Raw genomic sequence first — 18,734 nt, forward strand, 5'->3', positions numbered from 1 at the left:
TGGACTGACACTTTGTGGGTTTTTAGTATTTATAAGGGAAAGTAATGACTGGTATTCCAAAAATTTCACCGTATTCAATACCCAATAAAAATGAACTTCCAAGCAATCAAGTAGATTGGCAGTTTGATCCAGAGCGCGCTGTGCTATTGGTCCACGACATGCAGAAATACTTTGTTGAACCGTTTTCTGAAGAAATTCAATCTCTGTTGATAGATAGAGTCTATAAACTCGTGAGCTACTGTCATGACCAATCAGTTCCTGTGTGTTATTCCGCACAACCAGGCTCGATGACTAGTAAACAAAGAGGATTACTTAAGGATTACTGGGGAGAAGGAATGTCTCGTGACGCCTCTCATACATCGATCGTCGAACCGCTTTCTATTCGCGAGCATGATTGGCAAGTTGTGAAATGGAGATACAGTGCATTTCAAAAAACGAACCTCTCCCACATGATGCAAGAAGCCGGGCGTGACCAGCTAGTTATTTGTGGCGTTTACGCTCATGTTGGTGTGTTAATGACCGCTGTTGATTCATTTTCCAATGATTTTGAGACCTTTGTCGTCGCAGACGCTATTGCTGATTTTTCCCGTGAAAATCACCTGCTCGCTCTCGACTACGCGGCACGCAATTGTGCAGTGCTCACAACAACAGAGGAGTTTGTGTAATGGAAGTATGCGCTTCAACTCATGCTTTTAATCGAATATTAAAGGAAAGCTCTCAACCATTTGCAATCATACAACGGTCTGAAAATAGTAAAGATGGTCATATTGACATCATAACCGGAAAAATATCAGAACTTGAGGTTCTTTCCGATATCGATCAAACCATTAACAGCTCTGTTCTTTATTCCCAGCTGGTGCTCGTTCCTTATCGTCAAATAAGAGAAAAAGGGTTTGAGTATGTTGATGATAAGACGCCGTTACTCTCTCTTTCTATTCAAAATCATCATACGATGACGTCTAGCACTTTTTTGTCATTGGCACCGGATCTCGACATTGCTCTGGTAAATGAGCATTTCGATATAGAAGATCATGAATATCAAAACATCGTCACTCGGATCATTGAAGACGAAATTGGCATGGGCGCAGGTGCAAACTTTGTGTTGAAGAGGCATTTCCAGTGTCAAATTAACAACTTCGACCGGAACTTGGCACTGTCTTTGTACCGTAAGCTCATCGAAAATGAATCTGGGTCTTACTGGACATATATTGTTTTTACTGGTGAGCGCTACCTTATTGGGGCAACGCCAGAAAGACACGTCACTTTGAACAACCAATCTGCTGCAATGAATCCGATTAGCGGAACCTATCGCTACCCGAGTTTGGGCCCTGATAGGCATAGCTTTGAGCAGTTCTTAGATAACGGCAAAGAGAAAGACGAACTCTTCATGGTTGTCGATGAAGAACTGAAAATGATGTCTAGTATCTGTGAACACGGAGGCACTGTTCTTGGGCCCTTAATAAAGTCAATGTCTAAGGTCGCCCATACAGAATATTTAATACATGGGCAATGCCATCTCTCACCATCAGAGGTTCTCAAACAAACCTTATTTGCCCCCACAATCACAGGAAGTCCATTAGAAAACGCGTGTAGAGTGATTCGCAAATATGAGCCGGAAGGGCGCGGATACTATAGCGGCATCATTGCATTGGTAGGAAACGACGCATCCGGCCTTGCGACCATGGACTCTGCCATCCTTATTCGCAGTGCAGACATTAGCCTTCAAGGCGAGTTAAAAATTGCTGTTGGTAGTACACTGGTTCGCCACTCTAACCCCAAAGAAGAGTCAGAAGAAAGTCGAGCTAAAGCTCAAGGTTTCCTCTCTGCAATTAAGAAGCAAACCAAAGGTAGACATACAGAGGACTTTCACTCCTTTTTTGAACACACCACACTTCAAGAGAAGTTAACGGCTAGAAATACTCTAATTTCACCATTTTGGCTCACTCATGCCGAGAGAAGACAGAGTTCACATCCAAACACGTCCCAGTACCGAGTGCTTATCTTAGATGCTGAAGACACATTTACTGATATGATCGCTCATCAGTTTCGCGCATTGAACTGCCAAGTTACCGTCAAGAGTTGTGAAGATAAATACGATACTGATGATTATGATTTGACTGTTCTCGGTCCCGGCCCAGGAAATCCCGCGGATTTTACCGACTTGAGAGTCACCGCGCTCAATAGAACATTAAACCATCTCCTTGAGCATCAAAAGCCTTTCATTGCCGTATGCCTAAGTCATCAAATCTTATCGATGAATTTGGGCTTTCAAGTTAAAAGAAAAGAGCAGCCGAATCAGGGCGTCCAGAAACAGATTGACCTATTTGGCTCTGCTGAAAACGTCGGTTTCTACAACTCTTTTTCTGCCTACGTGCCAGAAGATCACAGCAATAGATATTTTTGCAAAGGCATTCGCTTTAGCTACGACTTTGACTCCCTAGAGGTTCATGCGCTTCGTGGCGAACACTTCGCATCATTTCAATTCCACCCTGAATCTCTTCTGACTCAACGAGGTATGGAGATTTGGCAAGGTAGCCTAAAACGTCTTTTAGGCGATAACAACACAATAATCACTCACAACGCAGTAGCTTAGTTTAATTAAAACCGGAGATTAATATCAAATGGATGATATAGCAGTAAAGCACTCAAGTGCTTCCGATAGTGCAACCCAAAAAGCTTGGTTAGGCTTGCTTATGGTTTTAGGCCCTGTCGGTCTCGTCGCCATGGACGGCTCAGTCCTTTATTTGGCCATGCCCAAGATTACTACGGCACTGATGCCGACAGCAGACCAAGCCCTTTGGATACTCGATATTTACGGATTCATAGTTGGTTCCTTACTCGTGGCATTCGGTAACATTGGTGACCGCTTTGGCCGTTTAAAACTGATGATGATTGGGGCACTTATTTTCGGCTTAGGTTCTGTCGGTGCTTCATACTCTACCTCACCAGAAATGCTAATTGGATTTAGAGCGTTAATGGGGCTTGGTGGAGCGACTTTACTCCCTTCCGGTTTAGCTATCGTGAGTGAACTCTTTCCTAACCCAAAACAAAGAGCTCAAGCCATAGGTATATTCGCAGCAACATTTGCAGGCGGTTTTGCAGTTGGACCTTTAATTGGAGGGCTTTTACTTGGTAAGTTTGCTTGGGGAGTGGTTTTTCTTATCAATATACCCATAGTTGTACTGTTTCTGATTTTTGCTCCAATTCTACTAAAAGAAGTTAGAGATGAAGGTGTTGGTAAAATTGATCTACTAAGCCTCGTGCTCTCTTTTGTCGGCATGCTGTTATTTACTTATTCAATTAAAACCGCAGCGGCTGAAGGTTTTTCAACCGAGCAGATGTTAACAGGTGCCATTGGCGTGTTCGCGATGCTTTGGTTTATTCGCCGTCAACGAGTACTTGATGACCCATTACTTGACCTTTCGCTATTCAAAGATCGTGTTTTCACCGTAGCGATCCTGACAGGCCTACTTTCGCTCGTTGTTTGGTCAGCAACGGGCTATCTTGCTGGAATTTACCTTCAGTCAGTTCTAGGGTTGCCTGTTCTAACTGCCGCTTTGGTCACCATTCCGGGGGCTGTGGTCTTAACTGTCACATGTGTTATCACCAACAAAATTGTTGAGCGAACCGGAAGAAAATATGGCTTAGTTCTCACCCACTTTTTGATAAGTATCGGCTCATTTATTCTGTTGTTTACAACAACCGATAATGGGGTATTGCTGTTTATCGCTTCAACCATAATCGCTGGAGTTGGCTATGGCTTATCTTTTAGTTTGGTTGCTGATATTGCAGTTTCTGCCGCGCCACCAGAGCGAGCGGGAGCAGCCGCAGCGATTGCAGAAACAAGTAATGAAATTGGAAATGCGCTTGGAATTACATTGTTGGGCTCATTGGCAGCACTGACCTTTCGTATTTCAGGACCGGGTGAAGCAGGGACTTTAAACGAAACTTTAGATGTGGAAGGGATCTCAATTGACACCATTGCACATGCTCAAAATGCCTATATGGAAGGGATGCATCTAGCACTAGGTGCTGCCGGGATCATGACGCTTATCGTGGGTATTCTTGCCATTATTTGGGTTCCTAGAACACTCCCAGAATAACCTTTTCAACATCTACCTCTATGCCTGAACGAACTTATCTTCGTTCAGGCTCTATACACTATTCGGAGAAACACCACGATGCAATTGCTCCAAATTGTACGCTCTGTAATGGAAAAATATGCTCACCGTCCAGCTATTTCAGAACGTAGAAGACGCAAGCCTCTACCAAGCTCAAACCAAACAGCTCCTCAACCATCGCTAGATAACGAGTACTCTCATATGAGTTATCAGCAAGTATGGCAAAATGCTGAAAACACGGCCAAAGCACTTTTCTTTTGCTCTAAAGCTCCAGTTTTTAATCAAACTAAAGTGGCATTTTTATCCTTTACAAGCGGCCAGTATGCGGTCTTTGACTTAGCATGTATTCGTTTAGGTGCGGTTTCAGTTCACTTACAAACTAGCTCCAACGAAGAGCAGTTATCTCATATCATTAAAGAGACGCACTCCAATACTCTAGCTGTTAGCCACAACTACCTTAGCACTGCTCTCAGCCTTCTAGCACACTGTTCGTGCATAAAAAGAGTCGTTATTCTTGATCATGACCACAAAGACAAAACACACCAGAATAGCTACCAAGATGCACTTAAAACTCTGTCAAAACAACAAACAGATATCGAATTAACAAGCTTAGAACTGTTAATTGACGACGGTCACTCCCTCAGAGAATCAATACCGGATTTTGAAGAGCAAGATGATGAACTATCTATGCTTATTTATACTTCGGGTAGTACAGGGACTCCAAAAGGGGCAATGTACACCAAGAAGCTGGCGGCAGGAATGTGGGGAGGAACTTGGGCAAGCCTTTTTTCCGACCAACCGACTTCGACTTTTCACTATATGCCAATGAGCCACGTTGCCGGGCATTCTTCCTTAAAGAACACATTTGTTCGTGGCGGAAACTGCTTCTTCGCCTCTGAAAGTAATTTATCAAGTTTCTTCGAAGACATAGTACTTGCACGACCAACTGAGCTGTCACTAGTGCCACGTGTTTGCGAAATGATCTACCAAAAGTTCGTTTCAGAGCTGAACAGACGACGCCAAACTGAAAGCCTAGTATCGAAAGAAATAGAACAAGCACTCAAACACGAATTTCGGACAGAAGTTTTTGGCGGGCAGGTAAACTGGATCAGTTGTGGTTCGGCTCCATTGTCAGAGCAAATGAAATCTTTTATGGAATCACTGTTTGATCTGGAGCTCAACATAATATACGGCTCTACGGAAGCTGGAGCTATTGCAGTCTCTGGTCAATTATTGTCTCCTCCGGTAGAAAACTATAAGTTAGTCGATGTACCGGAATTGGGGTACTCAACGCAAGATTCTCCCTATCCCAGAGGTGAGCTATTAATTAAAACTCAGTCGATCATACCTGGATATTTTAATCATCCAGAGCTCGATAAAGAGCTGTTTACACTTGATGGATACTATAAAACTGGTGATATATTTGCGGATCATCAGAACGGAAAAATACGTTATATTGATCGCCGCAGTAACGTTATAAAATTATCACAAGGTGAGTTTGTCACAACTGCAAGCCTAGAAGCTATCTACACTTCAAGCCCACTAGTACGCCAAATTTTTGTTTATGGTAATAGCCAGAGATCCAGCTTGCTCGCAGTGGTTGTGCCTAAAGAAGAGCTGCTTAACAAATACGAAAACGAACTAAATACGCTAAAGCGACTTATTTCAGAGTCTTTCCGCTCTCTGGCCAAAGCTTATACACTGAATGGTTATGAGATTCCTAGGGACTTCATCATTGAACCTCAAGCCTTTACGCATGGTAATGGACTACTTTCAGATCACGGCAAAGCACTGTTCCCTAAACTCAGATTAAAATATGAAGATAAGCTAGAAAAACTATACGAAAGCTTGGAGCAGCAAGAATCCAGCCTAGTTAGTGAGTTACATCAAAACAGTGCACATTTGACGGTAGAAGAAATCGTCTTAAGAGCAGCCACCAGCCTCATCGGTAACGATAGCCATGAGGTTCTGACAAGTGATAATTTTCGTGACCTCGGTGGCGACTCCTTATCTGCAGTTTCATTTGCGACCATGCTAGAGGAGCTGTTCCAAGTTCGCGTACCTGTCGATATTGTTATAAGTCCAGCCTATGACCTGAAATACATAATTGAATTTATCGCCGACAACAATCAAAACGGCAACGCACCCAGCTTTGAAGATATTCACGAAATAGGAGCAACTGATGTCTATGCCGAACAATTAAAAATAGATAAGTTTATTGATGAAAGTATCCTAAAAAAAGCCCACAACCTACCTAGTTCAGAAAAACCACAAGTGGTTCTATTGACTGGTTCAAGCGGTTATTTAGGGCGATTCCTACTATTAGATTTGCTTGAGAAAGCTGAGCAATCTGATGGGAAAGTCATATGCTTAGTTCGAGCCCGAGACAAACAGCAAGCCATTAGCCGTATTCGTGATGCCTTTTCTTACCTCGACGAAAAAATAAGCATAAGACTAGATAAACTCATTTCACAGCGACTTGAGGTTATTAATGGAGACTTATCACAACCCAAATTTGGTTTAGAATCCACGCAATGGCACTACCTTACTACTGAAGTGGATACCATTATCCATGCTGGTGCCTTGGTAAATCACGTACTGCCATACCGAGATTGCTTTGACGCGAATGTAGTTGGAACCGCTCAACTAATAGCTCTAGCTCTTGAAAATAAGATCAAACACTTCTCTTTTCTATCCAGTATTGCTGTCGCAGATCGAGGGGAGCGAGAACCAATTGATGAGTATCAAGACATTCGAATCATCGAACCAGTACGAGTCATAAGTGATAGCTATGCGAGTGGTTACGCAACGAGTAAGTGGGCATGCGAGGTGTTACTGCGTGAAGCACACCAGCATTACGGTTTACCAGTGACAATATTTCGCTCTAGCATGATTCTCGCTCACAGCAAATACGACAATCAACTAAACTTACCGGACATGTTTACCCGACTGCTAATTAGTTTAATTGAAACTGGGATAGCACCTAAGAGCTTCTATGCCAATCAAGGAGTACTTCCTCACTATGATGGCTTACCAGTCGACTTTACTGCTAGTGCGATCATTAGACTGGGCTCAGAAAACGAGTCTGAATTCCACACCTACAATCTAGTCAACCCTCACCATGATGGTATCTCGTTAGATACATTTGTCGATTGGCTAGAAGAGATAGGAGTAAGATTCCACAGAATTGAGCAATATTCCGCTTGGTATCAATTGTTTAAAGAGGCTCACCAACAACTAGGAGAAGAGCGTAAGGCTGAATCTTTGTGGCCACTTATTCATAGCTACCACTCACCGTTAGCTGCCGTTTCTGGCTCGCCTATTCCTTCAAAACACTTTGAATCAAAGGTAGCTAAAACCAAAATTGCTGATTTTGGAAATGGTATTCCAAGAATAGATAAAAATTTGATTAATAAGTACTTTAATGATCTCACTAGATTGAAAAAAGTAAGTATCTAATCACAAGTAGTATTTAGCTTCAGTCGGCGCTCATTGAGCGCCGCTTTTTTATTGGGTACAGTATCACACCTGTTCGACTCTTAGGGATACGTTGACATGCTGTTAGAAGGTATAGAAACACTGTTAGCGCTCAGTAAGGCCAAAACCATGAGCCGTACTGGTAGCCAACTCTATATCAGCCAATCAGCGGTCAGCAAACGCATTGCCAACCTTGAGAAGAAACTGGGTAAAAAGCTGATTGTTCCAGATGGAAGGAATGTTCAGCTCACACAAGATGCGCTCAATCTTATCGAGAGTATTGGCCCCACCTTTAATGAGCTAAGAGGCCGTATCTATGAGCAACAATCGATGGAGGAGCAGAGCACAATAACCCTTGACTGCTCTGAAACTTTAGTGGCGAGTTACCTTGCAGATATCCTTGGTCAGCACTTTAGATCAGATCCTTACATTCGCATCACCACTAATCATACACCACGAATCGTTGAGCATGTTCAGTCTGGCAAAGCGCATCTAGGTATTTGCGCGGGTTTACTTCCCCCGCAGCATGGGCTAAAAACATTTCATCTAATCGACGAGCCGTTTTTTATTGTCGCCGATCGCCCTCTTAAGCAACTGCCAACGACGATCATTACCAATGATCTTGCCAACACTGCCAATACGTACCAGCTAAAGATCCTCAAAAATCTTGCTATGACACCGGTTATGGAGATGGACTCTTATGCCGCGGCAGCCCAGCTTGCCCTTTCTGGGATTGCTCCTGCTTTGGTGCCCTTATCAGTCATCCAAACGCTAAAGATCGAGCAACAGCATTGCCATCACTTTGAGCAGTTACAGCCACTCTATCGCCCACTGCATGTGTGCCTGCGCGCTTCTTCGTATAAGAATCAACGAATCAAAGCCCTAGTTGATAAAGTGGTTGCTTCGGTAGCTAAGTCAGCAAATACATCACTTAATACTCACTAACTAAAACGCTAGGCAATAAAAGAGAGTAACCATTGTGAATGCTCTTGCCACAATAACTTTGCTGCCATCAGTATCGACATCGTAATCACCAATGGGCGAATCCACTGTTGTCCTTTGCTCACCACCACTTTAGCGCCGAGCCGTGCCCCAATAAATCCTCCGACGGCCATCACAAGCCCTAACTCCCAGATCGGCAATCCGGCAAAAATAAAGAACAGCAGCGCTGCAATATTGGAGGTGAAGTTAAGCACCTTAGTACGCGCTGTCGCATCCACCAGCGAGAAGTGACCTAATGCAACAAAGCAAACTGTGAATATCGATCCTGTGCCCGGGCCAAAGAAGCCATCATAAAAGCCGACACCTCCACCAACTGAGAAAGCAAACATGGCTTCAGATAGCTTTGCCTCACCTTTATGCTGTTTCGCTTTAGGCATCATTAGGAAATAGAGCGAGATCGCAACCAAACAAATCGGAATTAGGCTCGTAAGTACCCCGGCATCTATGTACTGGACGGCTTCTGCACCCACCGCCGAGCCAATAAAAGTACAAACGATCGCAAGGCGCATCTCTTTAATGCTGACAATACCATTGCGCACGAAATACCAACTGGCAGAAAAGCTGCCAAATGAACTCTGAAGCTTGTTTGTAGCGAGCGCCTGAGTCGGAGGGACACCAGCCGCGAGTAGAGCGGGCAGAGTAAGTAGCCCCCCTCCCCCAGCCATGGCATCAATGAAACCCGCTGCGGTCGCCACGAAGAAAAGTATCGTCAGTATTTCGAGTGTCAGTTCCATTCTCAATCAATCGGTTATCTACTTATGTCTGTCAAAATACCACTAAGTTAACAATTCCCTTAGAGAAAGATTAGACTTTAATTCATTCCAACTATTCATCAATAAAACAAAAGCCCACTCAAATGAGTGGGCAATGATGTTGTCATATAAGCTCTAAGTTGAGCTTACTGATTTTTATTACGCTTCGTTCGCTTTCACCTTTGCGTGTAGCTCTTGAACTGAAGTTACCGACGTTTTCGCGTCAGCCGTATGTGCCATACATACTGCAAATGCAGCGTTCAACGTCGTTGTATAGTTCACCTTCTCAGCCAATGCGCCACGACGAAGTACTTTAGAGTCTTCAATCGCTTGACGGCCAGCAGCCGTGTTCACGATGTAGGTGTACTCATTGTTCTTGATGCGGTCAAGAATGTGCGGACGACCTTCGTGTACCTTGTTAACTAGACGTGGGTTGATACCCGCTTCACCTAAGATAACTGCTGTACCGTGAGTGGCATCTAGCTGGTAGCCAAGCTTAGTCAGCTTAGACGCTAGGTCAACAACACGCTGCTTATCACCTTCACGTACAGATAGCAGTGCACGACCACCTTCAGGGTAAACCGCTCCACAGCCTAGTTCAGCTTTAGAGTACGCTTCTGCGAATGTTGCACCTACACCCATTACCTCTCCTGTTGAGCGCATTTCTGGGCCTAACAGTGGGTCAACACCTGGGAACTTGTTGAACGGTAGTACCACTTCTTTTACAGAGTAGTATGGTGGGATGATTTCTTTAGTGAAGCCCTGAGCTTCTAGGGATTGACCCGCCATAACACGTGCCGCAATCTTAGCGATTGGTGCGCCTGTTGCTTTCGATACGAACGGTACAGTACGTGCTGCACGAGGGTTCACCTCGATTAGGTATACTTTGTTGTTCTTAACGGCAAACTGCGTGTTCATCAGACCACGAACACCCAACTCGAACGCTAGCTTTTCAACTTGCTCACGCATTACGTCTTGGATTTCTTGGCTTAGCGTGTATGCAGGAAGAGAACATGCTGAGTCACCTGAGTGAACACCCGCTTGCTCGATGTGCTCCATGATACCGCCGATAACTACGCGCTCACCGTCGCAGATTGCGTCGATGTCTACTTCAACAGCGTCGTCTAGGAAGCTATCAAGAAGAACTGGAGATTCGTTCGATACGCTAACTGCTTCGTTGAAGTAGCGACGTAAATCTTGCTCGTCGTATACGATTTCCATCGCACGACCACCCAGTACGTATGAAGGGCGTACAACTAGTGGGTAACCAATTTCACGCGCTTTTTCTACCGCTTGTTCCATTGTCGTTACAGTCGCGTTCTCTGGCTGTAGAAGACCTAGACGGTCGACAGCAACTTGGAAGCGCTCACGGTCTTCTGCACGGTCGATAGCATCTGGGCTAGTACCGATGATTGGCACGCCTGCGGCTTCAAGTGCGCGTGCTAGTTTCAGTGGCGTTTGACCACCGTACTGAACGATAACGCCTCTTGGCTTCTCAACGCGAGCAATTGCTAGTACGTCTTCCAGTGTTACTGGTTCGAAGTACAGGCGGTCAGAAGTATCGTAGTCTGTTGAAACTGTCTCAGGGTTACAGTTAACCATGATAGTCTCATAGCCATCTTCACGTAGTGCTAGTGATGCGTGTACACAACAGTAGTCGAATTCAATACCTTGACCGATACGGTTAGGACCACCGCCAAGAATCATGATCTTGTCTTTATCAGTTGGGTTCGCTTCACACTCGTCATCGTAAGATGAGTACATGTAAGCGGTATCAGAAGAGAACTCAGCCGCACAGGTATCTACGCGCTTGTAAACTGGGTGGATATCGTACTGGTCACGTAGGCGACGGATTTCACTTTCAGACACACCTAAAATCTTAGATAGGCGAGCATCTGCGAAACCTTTACGCTTCAGCTTTTTCAGTTCTTCTTTGTTCAAGCCTGCGAAACCTTTCACTTTAAGCTCTTGCTCAAGCTTCACGATGTCTTCGATTTGAACTAGGAACCAGCGGTCGATTTGCGTTAGGTTGAATACGCCATCTACTGACATACCAGCACGGAATGCATCCGCGATGTACCAAATACGCTCTGCACCCGCTTCTTTAAGCTCATGACGAATTGTTGTCAGAGCATCAGGAGCATCTAGGTCGACCATTTCATCAAAGCCAGTTGCACCTACTTCTAGACCACGAAGTGCTTTTTGTAGCGATTCCTGTTGGTTACGGCCGATAGCCATAACTTCACCAACTGACTTCATTTGCGTCGTTAGACGGTCGTTCGCGCCAGCAAACTTCTCGAAGTTAAAACGAGGAATCTTAGTCACGACGTAGTCGATTGTTGGTTCAAATGATGCAGGAGTTGCACCACCAGTGATATCGTTCTGTAGCTCATCAAGAGTGAAGCCAACCGCCAGTTTTGCTGCAATCTTCGCGATTGGGAAACCCGTTGCTTTCGATGCTAGAGCAGAAGAGCGAGATACACGTGGGTTCATCTCGATGATAACCATACGGCCATCTTTCGGGTTAATACCAAACTGTACGTTTGAACCACCCGTTTCAACACCGATTTCACGCAGTACCGCTAGAGATGCGTTACGCATCAGTTGGTATTCTTTGTCTGTTAGTGTCTGAGCTGGAGCAACTGTGATTGAGTCACCGGTGTGGATACCCATTGGGTCAAAGTTTTCAATCGCACATACGATGATACAGTTATCCGCTTTGTCGCGAACCACCTCCATCTCGTACTCTTTCCAGCCGATTAGTGATTCATCGATTAGAAGCTCGTTAGTTGGAGAAAGGTCTAAACCACGGCGACAAATCTCTTCGAACTCTTCTTTGTTATAAGCGATACCACCACCGGTACCACCCATAGTGAATGATGGACGGATGATACATGGGAAGCCAACCATATCGAGAACGCCGTAAGCTTCTTCCATGGTTTTCGCTGTATCTGCACGCGGACACTCAAGGCCAATAGACTTCATCGCTTTATCGAAGCGAGAACGGTCTTCTGCTTTATCGATAGCGTCAGCAGTTGCACCAATCATTTGCACGCCAAACTCTTCAAGTACGCCGTGTTTTTCTAGATCTAGAGCACAGTTAAGCGCAGTCTGACCACCCATTGTTGGTAGTACGGCATCTGGACGCTCTTTCTCAATGATCTTACGAACTACTTCCCATTGGATCGGTTCAATGTAAGTTGCATCCGCCATGTCTGGGTCAGTCATGATAGTTGCAGGGTTAGAGTTCACAAGGATAACTCGGTAACCCTCTTCACGCAGTGCTTTACATGCTTGAGCACCAGAGTAGTCAAACTCACATGCCTGACCGATAACAATCGGGCCGGCACCTAGAATTAGAATACTTTTTAAGTCAGTACGTTTTGGCATTCTCTACTACTCCGAATTAAGCGCTGTGTTGTTTAATGAGTTCGATAAAGTGGTCAAATAACGGTGCCGCATCTTCTGGACCTGGGCTCGCCTCTGGGTGACCTTGGAAGCTAAACGCTGGCTTGTCTGTACGGTGAATACCTTGCAGTGAACCATCAAATAGCGATACGTGAGTTGCACGTAGATTCTCAGGTAGTGTTGCTTCATCCGCAGCAAAACCGTGGTTCTGAGAAGTGATCATTACAACGTTACGATCTAAATCTTTAACTGGGTGGTTAGCACCGTGGTGACCAAACTTCATCTTCACAGTCTGTGCACCAGACGCTAGCGCTAGGATTTGGTGACCTAGGCAGATACCAAAGATTGGCAGGCCTTTTTCTAGGAATACTTTTGTCGCTTCAATCGCGTAAGTACATGGTTCTGGGTCACCCGGGCCGTTTGATAAGAACACACCGTCTGGATTAAGAGCCAATACTTCTTCTGCTGATGTTTCAGCAGGAACAACCGTTAAGCGGCAGCCGCGGTCAACAAGCATGCGCAGGATGTTGCGTTTTGCACCGAAGTCGTAGGCAACAACGTGATATGGCAACTCGCTGTCGTCTTTCGCTTCAGGAAGTCCACTCTCAAGCGTCCACGAACCTTGTTTCCATTGATACGCTTCTTTTGTTGTAACTTCTTTCGCAAGGTCCATACCTTTTAGGCCAGGGAATTCTTTCGCTTTAGCTAGCGCTAGAGCCTCGTCTAGGTTGTTACCCGCAACGATACAACCGTTCTGTGCGCCTTTCTCACGCAGAATACGAGTAAGCTTACGCGTATCGATATCAGCAATGCCGACGATATTTTGCGATTTAAGGTAATCAGAAAGGGATTGTTCGTTACGGAAGTTGGAAGCGATAAGAGGAAGGTCGCGAATCACAAGGCCTTGTGCGTGGATTGAAGAGGATTCTTCATCTTCGGAATTGGTTCCGGTATTGCCAATGTGAGGGTAAGTAAGAGTAACAATTTGTTGAGAATAGGAAGGATCAGTGAGGATTTCTTGGTACCCCGTCATCGAGGTGTTAAAAACGACTTCACCGACAGCAGAACCATCTGCGCCAATGGATTCACCGTGGAATACTGTCCCATCTTCTAGGACTAGCAGTGCTGACTTACTCAAGACAACCTCCGGAATAAAGATGCATTAAAATTGATTTAATTTGCAAATCTACCTTCCCGCAACACTCAAAAGTGCGTGTTTATGGAAATTAGACAAATTGGCGGTATTCTAATGATGGTTGTGATTTGTGTCAACAGAGTCGTTAAAATAAGTTGGACATTTAGAGCAGTTAAATCAAAAAAGGGTTTTAGATGGCTAAAAAACAAAGTTTAGTCAGGAGATTGGGGCGATGATATGAAAACTTTATGAAATGTGTCATTTTTTACTCATCACAGATCACAGTTTTGTTTATGGCTTTTGCGCAAACGTTGAACAAACAAACTTCACTTATACTTTTAAGCAATTGTGGTAAAAAACACATTCAAACAATCAAAATCAGCACTAAAAACCAATACAACTAGTGCACTTTACCATGTTTATTAAAGAGACATTATTAGCTAGATATAAAAAGCGCCGGGCAAGCCCAGCGCATAATTATTGATTTAAAGCTCATTGAGTCCTAACACATCGGTCATGGTATAAAAGCCCGCTGGCTTCTCATTTAGCCACACGGCGGCTTTAACAGCGCCGTTAGCAAAAGTCATTCGGTCTGTCGCTTTATGGGTCACCTCAACTCGCTCACCGATATCAGCAAACATTGCCGTGTGCTCACCAATAATGTCGCCCGCTCGAATCGTAGCAAAACCTATCTCATCTTTAGTACGCTCACCGGTAATACCTTCACGAGCATAGACAGCGACATCATTGAGCTTGTTACCCATCGCATCGGCAATCGCTTCACCCATGCCAATAGCCGTACCAGAAGGCGCATCTACTTTATGACGGTGGTGTGCTTCGACAATTTCAATATCGCAATAATCTCCCATCACCTTGGCCGCTTTCTCAAGTAGCTTAAAGACCAAGTTAACGCCAACCGAGTAGTTCGGTGCCATCACTACAGGCACTTCTTTGGCAATCGTATCTATGAGCTCTCGCTCTTGCTCAGTAAACCCCGTCGTACCAATAACGATGCTCTTACCGTGTTGACGACACAGCTCCAAATTTACAAGCGTGCTTGCTGGTGCCGTGAAGTCGATAATGACGTCAAAGCTTTCAATCTCTTTTGCTAGGTCGTCAGTCAGAACAACATCAAACTTACCTTCACCACAAAGTTCACCAACATCAACACCGACTAGTGAAGACTCAGGTCGCTCTGAACCCGCACCTACTTGCGCTTGTTGATTTAAGTAAGTTGCTTTAACTAGGTTACGGCCCATTCGGCCTGCTGCTCCTGCAATTGCAATACGTACCATTGCACTTCTCCGTTTCGAGTAATCGTTTTTATAGCCAATCCACTAAAACTAACAGTATTCACCACCTCTGGCTAGGGGGGCTTTGACGGGTTTAAGAAAACTCTTTTAGCACACGCTCTAAGATCGGCACATTAGCCTCTGGGAATGTATATTTGCCAAGGTCGCTGATATCAACCCACTCGCCTTGCTGCCCCTCTTTTCCATAAGGTTGGCCGCTAAATTCAGTAACGGTAATAAAATCAAACTTTAAAGACTTGTCAGGATAATCAAATTCAATATGTTCAAATAACGCTTGTTCAGTGGTTGTAATTCCAACTTCTTCTTCAAGCTCGCGAACCATAGCTTGCTCGATGCTTTCACCCTGTTCTACTTTGCCGCCAGGAAACTCCCAAAAACCACCTTTATGCTTATCATCTGGGCGCTTGGTAATAAACACCTGCGATTTATCTCGGTTGAAGATAATTCCCGCTACGATATGAATTCGTTTCATCAGACTTCCTATTTACTTTCCATTGTCATGCCCTGCATTGTGGCTGACGATTATTAAGATAACCATTAGATAAAAAAAGAGCCGCCTAAGCGACTCTAAAATTAATACTTGTTTGAGGCAAAGCATCAACCGATTTTGCCGTGGCATTGCTTGTACTTTTTACCACTACCACATGGGCAAGGCTCATTACGGCCTACTTTACGCTCTTCACGGACCATTGGTTGGTGAGCGCCTTCGTCTTCTTCTTCACCATCCGAAAGCTGGCTTTGCGCTGATGCATGCTGGGCTTGAGCATGGCGAGCCGCTTCCTCAGCTTGAGCACGACGCTGCTCTTCCATGCGCTCAACTTCTTCTTGTTGCTGAACGCGAACTTTAGACAGAATGGTAATCACATCTGACTTCAGTGCGTCTAGCAGTCCTTCAAATAGCTCAAACGACTCACGCTTGTACTCTTGTTTCGGGTTTTTCTGTGCGTAACCACGAAGGTGAATACCTTGGCGAAGGTGATCCATAGCTGCTAGGTGTTCTTTCCATAACGTATCTAGCGTTTGTAGCATCACTGATTTCTCGAAGTTGCGCAGCACTTGCTCACCAACGACTTCTTCCTTCTGCTTGTAAACCGTGATAGCCGTTTCGATAATCTTCTCACGAAGTGCTTCTTCGTAAAGTTTGTCATCCTCTTCGAGCCACTGCTTCACTGGCGCATCAAGATCAAAGTCATTTTTAAGGCGATCCTGTAGGCCTTCGACATCCCACATATCTTCAAGAGATTGTGGTGGGATGTATTCATCGATCACCGCTGTTAGCACGTCTTGACGGTTCTGTTCGATCATCTCGCTGATATCGTCAACAACCATCAACTCGTCGCGAAGTTCGTAAACAACCTTACGTTGGTCGTTGGCAACATCATCGTATTCAAGTAGCTGTTTACGAATATCGAAGTTACGGCCTTCAACTTTACGTTGCGCTTTTTCGATAGAACGAGATAGCATCTTAGATTCGATCGCTTCACCTTCATCCATACCGCTTTGAATTAAGCTTGCCATACGGTCAGAAGTGAAGATACGCAGCAGAGAATCTTCCATTGATAAGTAGAAGCGAGATGAACCTGCATCACCTTGACGACCAGAACGACCACGCAGCTGGTTGTCGATACGGCGAGATTCATGGCGCTCTGTACCAATAATGTGCAGACCACCTGCTTCTAGTACTTGGTCATGAATCACTTTCCAATCAGCTTTAATCTTATCGATCTGCTCTTGCGTTGGGCTTTCGAGCTTGTCAACTTGAGCCTGCCAGCTACCCCCCAATACGATATCAGTACCACGACCAGCCATGTTGGTTGCAATCGTTACAGCGCCAGGAGTACCTGCTTCAGCAACAATTTCGGCTTCTTTCTCGTGGAATTTTGCGTTCAGAACGTTGTGCTTAATCTTCGCTTTCTTCAGCGCATTAGACAGAAGCTCTGACTTTTCGATAGACACAGTTCCCACTAGAGAGGGCTGACCTTGTGCAACGCGTTCTTTAATATCCTCAATGATCGCATTGAACTTGTCAGCTTCGGTACGATAAACCACATCAGGCATATCGTTGCGAACCATTGGCTTGTTGGTTGGAATAACCACCGTTTCTAGACCGTAGATCGATTGGAACTCGAACGCTTCGGTATCCGCAGTACCTGTCATACCTGACAGTTTTTCGTATAAACGGAAGAAGTTCTGGAAGGTGATAGAAGCCAGAGTCTGATTCTCGTTCTGGATCTTAACGCCTTCTTTGGCTTCCACCGCTTGGTGTAAACCTTCAGACCAACGACGACCAGGCATAGTACGTCCTGTGTGTTCGTCAACGATAACCACTTCACCGTCTTCGTTAACGATGTAGTCAACGTTCTTTTCGAACAATACATGGGCACGAAGCGCTGCGTTCACGTGGTGCAATAAGCTGATATTAGTTGGAGAGTAAAGCGTATCGCCCTCTTCCATCAGGCCATTCTTGATCATCAATTCTTCAACAAATTCTTGACCTGTTTCGGTCAGATGAACTTGCTTCGATTTTTCGTCAACCGTGTAGTGACCATCACCACGGTATTCTTCTGAATCTTCTTGATCTTGTTGTTGTAGATGAGGAATCAGAGTATTGATACGAATGTAAAGCTCTGAACTATCTTCAGCAGGACCAGAGATAATCAGTGGTGTACGTGCCTCATCAATAAGAATCGAGTCGACCTCATCGACCACAGCAAAGAAACGCTCACGTTGCACACGGTCTTCAGCGCGGAAAGCCATATTGTCACGAAGATAGTCGAAACCAAACTCGTTGTTCGTACCGTAAAGAATATCCGCTAGGTAAGCTTCTTTTTTCTCTTGAGGCGGCATGTTTGGCACGTTGATACCAACCGTCATGCCTAAGAATTCGAATAGAGGTCGGTTAGTTTCTGCGTCACGCTTAGCTAGGTAATCGTTGACGGTAACAATGTGTACGCCCTTTCCTGGTAGCGCGTTGAGATAGGCTGGTAGCGTAGCCGTTAGCGTTTTACCTTCACCGGTACGCATTTCTGCAATTTGGCCTGCGTTTAGTACCATACCACCGATAAGCTGTACGTCGAAGTGGCGCATACCATATACACGCTTAGACGCTTCACGTACTGTGGCGAATGCTTCTGGTAGTAGTTTATCTAGAGTTTCACCCTGCTCTAAACGCTGACGGAACTCAACGGTTTTTGCTTTTAGCTCTTCATCAGAAAGTGCTTCAAACGCTGGTTCGTAATTATTAATCTCTTTTACAATTTTTCTCAGGCTGCGCAGTGTTCGATCATTGCGACTGCCAATCACCTTTGTCAGTAGCTTAGTTATCATTTGCTATGAATCTCTCTTTATTCAGATCGGGCCCGATCTACTTTTAATGCCTTCAGTCTCTAACAGTTTTGAACTAAGAATACTGAGATAAATCACTTTCCTCAGATATTGTGATGACAACTATAGATTTCAAGGCTTATATCACTATAAGTGGCGGATAGTTTATGGGATTTTGCCTCTCACAACCAATAACAAGGTG

Annotated in this window: 11 protein-coding genes; 5 read left to right on the plus strand and 6 right to left on the minus strand. The window is 44.8% G+C overall.

Annotation, left to right across the window (positions count from 1 at the left end; genetic code table 11):
- Positions 1-44 precede the first annotated feature (44 nt).
- The 5 genes from ZX61_RS00990 (at position 45) to ZX61_RS01010 (ending at position 8,543) form a co-directional block, all read left to right on the plus strand.
- Positions 45-665: an isochorismatase family protein gene (locus tag ZX61_RS00990; RefSeq protein WP_049842866.1), complete on the plus strand. Its 621-nt coding sequence runs from the start codon at positions 45-47 to the stop codon at positions 663-665.
- Positions 665-2,593 carry an anthranilate synthase family protein gene (locus ZX61_RS00995; protein WP_049842867.1) on the plus strand — a complete coding sequence of 643 codons (1,929 nt, stop codon included), beginning with the start codon at positions 665-667 and terminating at the stop codon, positions 2,591-2,593. The genes ZX61_RS00990 and ZX61_RS00995 overlap by 1 nt, the downstream gene beginning before the upstream one ends.
- A gap of 28 nt (positions 2,594-2,621) precedes the next feature.
- On the plus strand, positions 2,622-4,103 hold the full coding sequence (locus ZX61_RS01000; RefSeq protein ID WP_049842868.1) for an MFS transporter: 1,482 nt from the start codon (positions 2,622-2,624) through the stop codon (positions 4,101-4,103).
- A gap of 78 nt (positions 4,104-4,181) precedes the next feature.
- Entirely contained in the window at positions 4,182-7,580 is a 3,399-nt protein-coding gene (gene car, locus ZX61_RS01005) for a carboxylic acid reductase (RefSeq protein ID WP_049842869.1), read from the plus strand.
- Between the two features lie 96 nt (positions 7,581-7,676).
- Complete coding sequence (locus ZX61_RS01010) at positions 7,677-8,543, plus strand: LysR family transcriptional regulator (RefSeq protein WP_049842870.1); 867 nt, start codon at positions 7,677-7,679, stop codon at positions 8,541-8,543.
- An 8-nt stretch (positions 8,544-8,551) separates the two neighbouring features.
- On the opposite strand, the gene ZX61_RS01015 is transcribed toward ZX61_RS01010, so the two are convergent.
- The 6 genes from ZX61_RS01015 to secA form a co-directional block, all read right to left on the minus strand.
- On the minus strand, positions 8,552-9,334 hold the full coding sequence (locus ZX61_RS01015; RefSeq protein ID WP_049842871.1) for a TSUP family transporter: 783 nt from the start codon (positions 9,332-9,334) through the stop codon (positions 8,552-8,554).
- Positions 9,335-9,511: 177 nt separating this feature from the next.
- Positions 9,512-12,742 carry a carbamoyl-phosphate synthase large subunit gene (gene carB / locus ZX61_RS01020; protein WP_049842872.1) on the minus strand — a complete coding sequence of 1,077 codons (3,231 nt, stop codon included), beginning with the start codon at positions 12,740-12,742 and terminating at the stop codon, positions 9,512-9,514.
- Positions 12,743-12,758: 16 nt separating this feature from the next.
- Positions 12,759-13,898 carry a glutamine-hydrolyzing carbamoyl-phosphate synthase small subunit gene (gene carA / locus ZX61_RS01025; RefSeq protein WP_049842873.1) on the minus strand — a complete coding sequence of 380 codons (1,140 nt, stop codon included), beginning with the start codon at positions 13,896-13,898 and terminating at the stop codon, positions 12,759-12,761.
- A gap of 482 nt (positions 13,899-14,380) precedes the next feature.
- The gene (gene dapB / locus ZX61_RS01030; RefSeq protein ID WP_049842874.1) at positions 14,381-15,190 is read right to left on the minus strand and encodes a 4-hydroxy-tetrahydrodipicolinate reductase; all 810 of its coding nucleotides are present in this window, start codon (positions 15,188-15,190) and stop codon (positions 14,381-14,383) included.
- 91 nt (positions 15,191-15,281) lie between these two features.
- Positions 15,282-15,680, minus strand: a complete 399-nt coding sequence (gene mutT / locus ZX61_RS01035; RefSeq protein WP_049842875.1) for an 8-oxo-dGTP diphosphatase MutT — start codon at positions 15,678-15,680, stop codon at positions 15,282-15,284.
- Positions 15,681-15,805: 125 nt separating this feature from the next.
- Complete coding sequence (secA, locus tag ZX61_RS01040) at positions 15,806-18,535, minus strand: preprotein translocase subunit SecA (RefSeq protein ID WP_049842876.1); 2,730 nt, start codon at positions 18,533-18,535, stop codon at positions 15,806-15,808.
- Between the last annotated feature and the right edge of the window lie 199 nt (positions 18,536-18,734).

This window comes from Vibrio sp. VPAP30, assembly GCF_001188205.1.
In the GTDB taxonomy this organism is placed as follows: Bacteria; Pseudomonadota; Gammaproteobacteria; order Enterobacterales; family Vibrionaceae; genus Vibrio; species Vibrio bivalvicida.